Source organism: uncultured Brachyspira sp. (assembly GCF_949287625.1).
Taxonomy (GTDB): Bacteria; Spirochaetota; Brachyspiria; order Brachyspirales; family Brachyspiraceae; genus Brachyspira.
This window is the reverse complement of record NZ_CASEGO010000122.1, coordinates 1-8,004: the sequence shown is the minus strand read 5'-3', so window position 1 is coordinate 8,004 and position 8,004 is coordinate 1. Positions and strand designations below refer to the sequence as shown.

Here is an 8,004-nt window from a genome sequence, read left to right as displayed (position 1 = left end):
CACACTTTACTCTGTCAGCTATTCTTCTATCTTTAACTTTTTTATGAAAAGATTTCAAAAATTTTATTTCTTCGTCTGTTAAATTAAAATCCATATTTTAATTATACCATAAATTAAACTTTTGACAAACTGTATTTGTTTAGGTATATACTACTAACTCTCCATAAGTTTTATATAATTTTTTATTATCTTGTTTTCATTATTATTAAAAATATCATCAATTTTACCGCTTGCTAAAACTTTACCTTCATACATAAATACTGAATTATCCGATATTCTCCTAGCCTGTGCTATATTATGAGTAACTATTATAATGGTATATTTATCTCTAAGACTTAATAATGTATCTTCTATTTTGTTAGAGTTTATAATATCCAAAGAAGAACAAGGTTCATCAAGAAGAAGTATATTAGGTTCTATGCTCAAACTTCTTGCTATACAAAGTCTTTGTTTTTGTCCGCCGCTTAGTTTTAAAGCTGAAGTATTTAATTTATCTTTTACTTCATCATAAAGATTAGTCATTTTCAAAATCGAAGTTACTTTTTCTGAGATATCTTTTTTATTAAATCCGTAATATTTTAAAGCATAACTAATATTTTTATAAATTGTCATAGGAAAAGGGGTTGGAGTTTGAAATACCATTCCTATATTTTTTCTTAATATTTCTACTGGTATATCATTAGTATTTTTATTATCAAAGTAAATACTGCCTTTTATAATGGCATTATCTTCTTCTAGTATTATTTTATTTATAGTTTTTAAAAGAGTACTTTTACCGCATCCGCTTGGACCTATTATAGAAGTGATTTTATTTTTTTCAAAGTCTATATTTATATTATTGAGTATATTTTTTTCTCCGTAATATACGTATATATTTTCTAGTTTTAAAATAGCATTATTCATATTTTATACCTATTTTTTAATATCATAATTCTTAAAAATCTTAAAAATACAGCAAAAAAGTTTAATAATAAAACTATAGAAAGAAGCACAAAAGCAGTCGCATAAGCATTTTGTTCAGATATTCCCTGAGTAAGAAGTATATACAAGTGATAAGGCAGCACCATAGAAGGTTTGAATATTGAAGAAGTAGTAGGGGCATTTATAACAGCACCAGTAAACATCAAAGGAGCAGCAGCCCCTATTGCAAAAGCATTTGCAAGCATTATTACGGATAAAGCCTTTACTCCTATCTCTTTTGATACTATATGTATAATAGTATATGATTTACTTATTCCCAAAGCATAAGAACTGTTTATTATATCTTTGTCTAATTCTTTTAATATTTTTTTCATTCTTATTGCTGTAAACGGCAGAATCATAATAGACTGAGTTATAGCCATTGATAATATAGATTTCCCAAGACCTAAATATAATACAAGCATTGCATATCCGAATAAGCCTAAAACAACAGATGGTATTCCAGCTATGCATTGAAAAACTATATCAAAACATGAATTGATATACTTATTTTTATTATAAAATACTAAATATACAGCCGATGATACTGCAAATACTGATGATATAATAGAAGATATTAAGCAGGTATATAAACTTCCTACTATAGCTGGAAATATTCCCCCTTCTTTACCTAAGATAATTCCTTCAGGCTTACCTAGCAAAAAGTCCAAACTTAGAGCATTTCTTCCTTTGTATAATATAAAAATAAATATGAATACGGCTGCAAATATAATTACAGCAAAACTTATTACAGCCCATATCTTTATTAAAGTTTTCATAATTCCAATTTAAGTAAATATTTTTTCAAAAAATGTACAGATATATTAATGATAGATAATGTTATCATAAGTACAGCACCGCTTGCAAATAAAGCACTGTAATGCATGCTTTTTACTTCAGCCATTCCTATTTCTAATGCAATTAAAGAAGCTATAGTTTCAGCCTTTCCTAATAGTCTTGGAAAAACCAAAGAATTACCTATAACCATCATAACAGCCATAGTTTCTCCTAAAGCTCTTGACACAGCAAGTATAAATCCAACTAAAATAGCATTTTTTGAATTTGGAAGAATGAGCTTTAATACCATATACCATTTATCTACACCAAGTGAAATAGAGACATTATTATACGATTTTTTTAATGTCATCATACTTTCTGTAACAGTTGAAATTATAAAAGGAAGTATCATAAAAGAAAGCAGTATGCTTGCAGCCAAAACTGATTCTCCTGCCGACATATTAAGTACATGCTCGAAAAATTTTACTATTATAACTAAACCTATAAAACCATATATAACAGAAGGCACAGCAACTATTAAATCCATCAAAGAAAGCGAAAAAGAACGTACAAAATCATTAGCAATAAATACTAGAAATATACTGAATCCTATCCCTATAAATAAACTTATCAATGTTGAAAGCATAGCAGTATATATTGTAGCAAGTATAATGTAGAATATACCATAACTTTCAGAAACTCCAAATGCCAAAGGACGCCATACTTTTCCAAATACAAAATTATATATTCCTATATGTTTTAATATTGGAATACTTTCTTTTACTATAAAAAATATAATAAAAGCCAAAACAATAATACATAAAAAAGATACTATTGTTACAAATAAAGAAAAAATAGCTTCTTTAAGATAAGCATTATTATTTTTTATAGTATTAAAGTATTCCAACATATATAGTATATTTTATTATTTATTCTACAGGTATATATCCATTTTCTTCTACTACTTGTTTTCCTATATCGCTGAATACATAATTAACAAATGCATTTTCACTTTCAGAAAGTTCTGAATTTTTAATAAACATTAATGGTCTTTGTATTTTATACTGTCCGTTTAATATATTTTCTTTAGTAGGTTCTACTCCGTCAACTTTGAAAGCAAATAGATTATCTTTATTTTGATTATAAACACCGTAAGAAGCATAACCTATAGCATTTTCATTTTCTACTATTTTTGTTCCTAATGCTCCCATAGAAGGAGATTGTATAGCATTAGGAGATATTTGAGTTTCTCCCATTATAGATTCTTGGAAAACTTCATAAGCACCGCCGCTTAAATCTCTGATTATTACTACTATTTCTTTCTGAGGCAAAGAAGCATCTACATCGCTCCAATATTTATATTCCCCTGAAAATATTTTTCTAATAGTGTCTGAATCCAAATTATCTTTAATTTTTACTATTGGGTTTTTAGCATTAACAGATACAGTAAGAGCATCAGAAGCTACTAAAAACTCTTTATAATTTGTCATTTGAGATTTTTCACTGTCTCTTATTTGTCTTGCAAGCATACCAAAACTTGCTGTATTATCTAATATACTTTTTACTCCAGCTCCGGAACCTGCTGATGATACATATATAGAAATTTTTTCATTAGGCAAATTAGGAGATACTTTATCCCAAGTAACATATTCTTCCATAAACTTTGTTCCTATAGAAGCCATTACTGGAGCTAAAGAAGATGAACCGTCAAAAGATATCTCTGCTTTAAAATTGGTATTAGATGATGATGATTTTGAGGCATTATCTGTTTTGTTGGAACTGCAGCTTAAAATCAAAGCCGCAATAGATAGAAAAAGTATAATTTTTTCATAGTATTATCCTTATAAATTTGTAATGATAGAATATAATTTAACATTAAAAAAATATAAAGTCAATAAATTAAACACTATAAAAACTTAAAATAATAAAAAAGGATAGCATTAAAAGCTATCCCAACGATAATTTTATTCAAAAATATAGATGTATTACCAGATCATTAAAGTAGATCCCCAAGTGAAACCGCCTCCGAATCCTGTAAGAAGAACCAAGTCATTATCTTTAATTTTATTATTTTCTAAGGCATCAGTTAAAGCTAATCCTATACTTGCAGAAGAACAGTTTCCAAATTTATTTAATACAACGCTTACTTTTTCCATAGGAAGACCTATTTTTTTAGCAACAGCCTGCATAATTCTTAAATTTGCTTGATGAGGAACAAAGAAATTTATATCAGACATCTGTTTTCCAGTACTTGCCAAAACTTTATCTATGCTGTTAGAAAACTCTGTTACAGCTCTTTTAAAAGTTTCAGAACCAGCCATATATATTTTAAATTCCGGAGCATCTATATCCTCTCTTATAGGGCATACACTTCCGCCATTTAAAAGTATACTCATATCAGGGTCGCTTTGCATATGCATTCCAATAATTCCTTTTCCATCATCTCTTGCTGTTATTAACGAAGCAGTAGCAGCATCTCCGAATAAAATAGCCGTACCTCTGTCTTTCCAATTAATATCTTTAGTTAATTTTTCACAAGATACTATAAGAACATTTCTGCATTGACTGCTTTCTATTAAAGCAACTGCTGTATTTAATGAATATATATATCCAGAACATGCAGCCGATAAATCTAAAGCAAAGCAATGTTTAAGCCCTAACGCATTTTGAAGCTGACCTGCCATAGAAGGAAATATATAATCTTTTGTTACAGTAGGAACTAAAATAGCATCAACTTCATTTAAAGCTATACCTTTTTTTTCTAAGTTTTTAACCGCATTGAAGCCCATTTCAAATATAGTTTCATCGGCTCTTGCCATATGTCTTGTTTCTATACCAGTACGTGTTATTATCCATTCATTATTGGTATCTAATATACTTTCAAAATATTTATTGTCTAATATTCTTTCAGGCACATAATATGCTATATTCTTTATATATGCTCTTTTCACTTGACGCTCCTAATAATGTAGTTAAAAGTATAATTTTCATGATATAATTGTAGTATAAAATATCAAAAAAAACTATAGTTAATAGTAACTATTTTGTTTAAAATGATAAATTATAAGGACTATAATAGTAAATTTTAATATATATTATTACTGCAAATAATAATATATTTAAAAATTGATATTTATAAAAAACAATGAGGCTATTAAAGCCTATTGTTTTTTATAATTTAATTAGGTTGTAAATAAAAATACTTATTCAAATAATAAATAAATATTTCTTGAATTGTATTCGCCATCTTCTGAATATATAGTCCAGTCGGTAAGTCTTTCTATACTATGCATTCCTCTGTCACCCTCATGCATACCTAAATCTTTGTACGGTTCATTAATTAAAGTAGCATCAAAATATCCGTCGTCTGTGAAATCATGAACATCAAACCATAAATGCTCCAAATCATTAGGATTTTCTTCAGTTTCTCCGTATCCTAATTTTACCAAAAAAGAAGTTTTTTCATCGCCTTTGTTTTTGTTTAGCAGTTCTAAGAAATATTCTAATTTTTCAAAAGCAGCTTCTCTCATAAGCGAAGTTTCAAAATAGCTCATCATAAACATAGGATTATCAGTAAGTTCTTTTTTATAATAGTCAAGAGAATGATAATTACCGTCTTTGTCTACAGCAACTAGTATACCAGAAGGAGTATTATGCACTCCGTCATTTCTATCTTTTGCACTTCCAGAAACATCATCGGCAATATTAAGTTTTTTTAATGCCTCCTGCCAAGGAAACCAGCATACATAAACATTATAAGCTGGGTTGAATTTAAAACCTGCATCCGGAACTCCTCTTTCTATAAACATTTTAGCACAGGTATTTAAAAGTGCCGCATAAGAAGCATTTGAATCTTCAACTCCTGCTATCTCAAGTTCTATAGATCCTACTCTGTAAAGACCATGTGTATGAAACCAATACTCTACCTTGTTCGGATCTTTATCATCATCATAAACGGCATGTATAGTATAAAGATAATCCAAAGAAGCAGGCAATGCAAAGGTAGAAGTATATGAAAGCCAATCTCCAGAATGAGCAGTGTAGCATGACATATCTAAAAATATAGAGGCTTCTGGAACTAAACTATCTAATAATTTTAATTGTCTTTGATAGTCTGTGAGAGGGAAATTATCAAATGTTGTAGATACATGTACTGCATATTTGCATTCGCATGCTTCGTTATAGTCGGCTTCTCTCACAGTGTTTACTGAAAATATTTCAGGTACATTTTCTGTAACAGATGAAGCATCAACCAATGCAATATAAAAGCTAAGCTCATCATTATTCTCTTCTTCACTTTCTTCATCATCATGGGAATGAGAACAGCCGCATCCGCCTTCTTCACAATGCCCCCCGCAGCCGCAATCATGATGACTTTCGTCCATTACCATAGGCAAATACTGAAGTTTAACAGCTATCTCCCATTTTGATTTATCTCTTATAAAATTGCTTTTTTCTATCTCTTGAAATTCTAAAACCATATACTCATCAGATTCAGAAAGTATTTCCCTCACTTCATCAATACTAATATTATGATCATACTCTTTTGAAAATACTGCTGCCATCCATGATTCTACTCTTTGCTCTCCGCTTGAAAATACATTGTATAATTTTTCATTATAATCCATTATATCTTACCTCATAAACTTGTTAAAATTAATGTTTACCTTAAATAGTGTTTTTAAGTATAGTATAAATCATATTTTTTTCAATAGTTTTAATTTATAAATCATTAAAAAAACTATTTAGTATTTTCTTTACTTTTTTGTATTCCTGCATATATTTTTTTATAATTTCATAGAATTTCTTGCTGTGATTTGCTTCTATAAGGTGGGCTAATTCATGAATTACTATATACTCTGAAACTATGATTGGGTATTTCATAAGTTCTAGGTTTATTGTGATATGTTTTTTTAATGTGTCGCATGAACCCCATTTGCTTTTCAATTTTTTTATAGTAAAGCCTTTTATTTCAAGAGACATAATTAAGCAATATTTTTTTAAAAGAGTATCAAACAGTTTTAATGCCTCTTCTTTATACCAAGTTTCAAGGAGTCTATGTTTTCTTTTGATATTAGCATCTATGAACTTTTCCCCTTCTTTTATGTTGGCATACATATTTATAATATTACCATTTATTAATATGTTTTCTTTTTTTGATTTTAATATATTTAATTCATAACATTTTCCAAGATAGTATATTTTATCTCCATTTATTAATTCTTTTTTGCTTATGTCATATAAATTTTTCTTATTTATGTTTTCCTTTTTTTCTTCGATCCAATCTCTTCTATTTTCTACAAGTTCATATATATATTTTTTTGAAACTCTTTTTGGAGCAGTTACATATATATTTAAATCTGCTTTAACCCTTATATAAATATTTTTTATTTTTTTGTATTCTATTATTATTTCATTCATTTTATATTAAAAAATTATGTTTTGTGATAATAAAAGTATTTAAAAAATCAGCGGACATAAAATTATGTCCGCTATTAAGGTAAATTATGAAGAAAAAAATTTATAAAATTAGATACAAATCAATTCTATTGATATATATAATATATAAAACTTTTAAAAAAAGTGTCAAAAAAAATTTAATTTTTATTATGAAAAAAACATTTTATTTTAAAAAAACTTCAAAAAATAACGATTAAAACATTAATAATATATATACTTTATTTATTTATATTATATAATCGATAGTTAAATATTTTTTGAAATTTAAAAAATTGTTCTATTTATAATTGGAGTTTATTATGAAAAAAATACATAGTTTGTCTTTCAGGATACCTGCTATAATATCATTAATATCGGTAGGACTTATAGTGATTATTCTTTTAATAGCAGTAAATTTTGCCAATATCGGAATAAGCAAAAGCCGATTTGAAGGTTTTGACAATACAGTACAGGCCTATGCTAAATTATTTGATTCTATAATGATAAGTCAAATTTCATTGGCAGAAACTTATTCTGTAATTCGGCAATATGCGTAAGAAATTAACAGAAATTATTTCGCAGGTAAATGCTTCTTCTGAAAAGATTACATATGCGGCACAGGAACTTGCTAATGGTAATGCTGACTTATCGAAAAGAACAGAATCACAGGCAGCAAGTCTTGAAGAAACAGCTTCTTCTATGGAAGAGATGGCTTCCACAATAAAATCATCAACTTCGCATTCTGTAGAAGGCAATAATATGATGAAAGAGTCTATGGATTCTATAAAAAATGCAGGTATAATAATAGAAGAAACTACTAAAAGTATA

8 protein-coding genes and 1 pseudogene are annotated in these 8,004 nt (G+C 27.8%); 2 read left to right on the top strand and 7 right to left on the bottom strand.

Annotated features, from left to right (window positions below):
• Nucleotides 1–153: 153 nt before the first annotated feature.
• The 7 genes from Q1X91_RS13905 to Q1X91_RS13875 form a co-directional block, all read right to left on the bottom strand.
• Nucleotides 154–903, bottom strand: a complete 750-nt coding sequence (locus tag Q1X91_RS13905; protein ID WP_300758875.1) for a phosphate ABC transporter ATP-binding protein — start codon at nt 901–903, stop codon at nt 154–156.
• Nucleotides 900–1,739 carry a PstA family ABC transporter permease gene (locus tag Q1X91_RS13900; RefSeq protein WP_300758872.1) on the bottom strand — a complete coding sequence of 280 codons (840 nt, stop codon included), beginning with the start codon at nt 1,737–1,739 and terminating at the stop codon, nt 900–902. The genes Q1X91_RS13905 and Q1X91_RS13900 overlap by 4 nt, the downstream gene beginning before the upstream one ends.
• Nucleotides 1,736–2,647, bottom strand: coding sequence for a phosphate ABC transporter permease subunit PstC (pstC, locus tag Q1X91_RS13895; RefSeq protein WP_300758869.1), 912 nt, complete (start codon nt 2,645–2,647; stop codon nt 1,736–1,738). The genes Q1X91_RS13900 and pstC overlap by 4 nt, the downstream gene beginning before the upstream one ends.
• Before the next feature lie 19 nt (nt 2,648–2,666).
• Nucleotides 2,667–3,533 (bottom strand): phosphate ABC transporter substrate-binding protein, encoded by an 867-nt coding sequence (locus tag Q1X91_RS13890; protein ID WP_300758867.1) that lies wholly within the window; start codon nt 3,531–3,533, stop codon nt 2,667–2,669.
• A 189-nt stretch (nt 3,534–3,722) separates the two neighbouring features.
• On the bottom strand, nt 3,723–4,688 hold the full coding sequence (locus tag Q1X91_RS13885; protein ID WP_300758864.1) for a beta-ketoacyl-ACP synthase III: 966 nt from the start codon (nt 4,686–4,688) through the stop codon (nt 3,723–3,725).
• A gap of 252 nt (nt 4,689–4,940) precedes the next feature.
• On the bottom strand, nt 4,941–6,365 hold the full coding sequence (locus Q1X91_RS13880) for a DUF4026 domain-containing protein (protein ID WP_300758861.1): 1,425 nt from the start codon (nt 6,363–6,365) through the stop codon (nt 4,941–4,943).
• A gap of 94 nt (nt 6,366–6,459) precedes the next feature.
• On the bottom strand, nt 6,460–7,158 hold the full coding sequence (locus Q1X91_RS13875; RefSeq protein WP_300758854.1) for a SprT family zinc-dependent metalloprotease: 699 nt from the start codon (nt 7,156–7,158) through the stop codon (nt 6,460–6,462).
• Between the two features lie 338 nt (nt 7,159–7,496).
• Between Q1X91_RS13875 and Q1X91_RS13870 the strand changes: the two genes are divergently transcribed.
• Together Q1X91_RS13870 and Q1X91_RS13865 are read left to right on the top strand one after the other, a co-directional pair.
• A complete protein-coding gene (locus Q1X91_RS13870; protein WP_300758852.1) occupies nt 7,497–7,733 on the top strand; it encodes a hypothetical protein in 237 nt (78 codons plus the stop codon).
• A pseudogene (locus Q1X91_RS13865) lies at nt 7,726–8,004 on the top strand (chemotaxis protein); the annotation flags it as partial. The gene Q1X91_RS13870 and the pseudogene Q1X91_RS13865, both read left to right, overlap by 8 nt.

Coding starts and splice junctions, on each gene's coding strand:
- Q1X91_RS13905 (WP_300758875.1), bottom strand. CDS start 903: ATGAATAATGCTATTTTAAAACTAGAAAATATATACGTATATTACGGA.
- Q1X91_RS13900 (WP_300758872.1), bottom strand. CDS start 1,739: ATGAAAACTTTAATAAAGATATGGGCTGTAATAAGTTTTGCTGTAATT.
- pstC (WP_300758869.1), bottom strand. CDS start 2,647: ATGTTGGAATACTTTAATACTATAAAAAATAATAATGCTTATCTTAAA.
- Q1X91_RS13880 (WP_300758861.1), bottom strand. CDS start 6,365: ATGGATTATAATGAAAAATTATACAATGTATTTTCAAGCGGAGAGCAA.
- Q1X91_RS13875 (WP_300758854.1), bottom strand. CDS start 7,158: ATGAATGAAATAATAATAGAATACAAAAAAATAAAAAATATTTATATA.
- Q1X91_RS13870 (WP_300758852.1), top strand. CDS start 7,497: ATGAAAAAAATACATAGTTTGTCTTTCAGGATACCTGCTATAATATCA.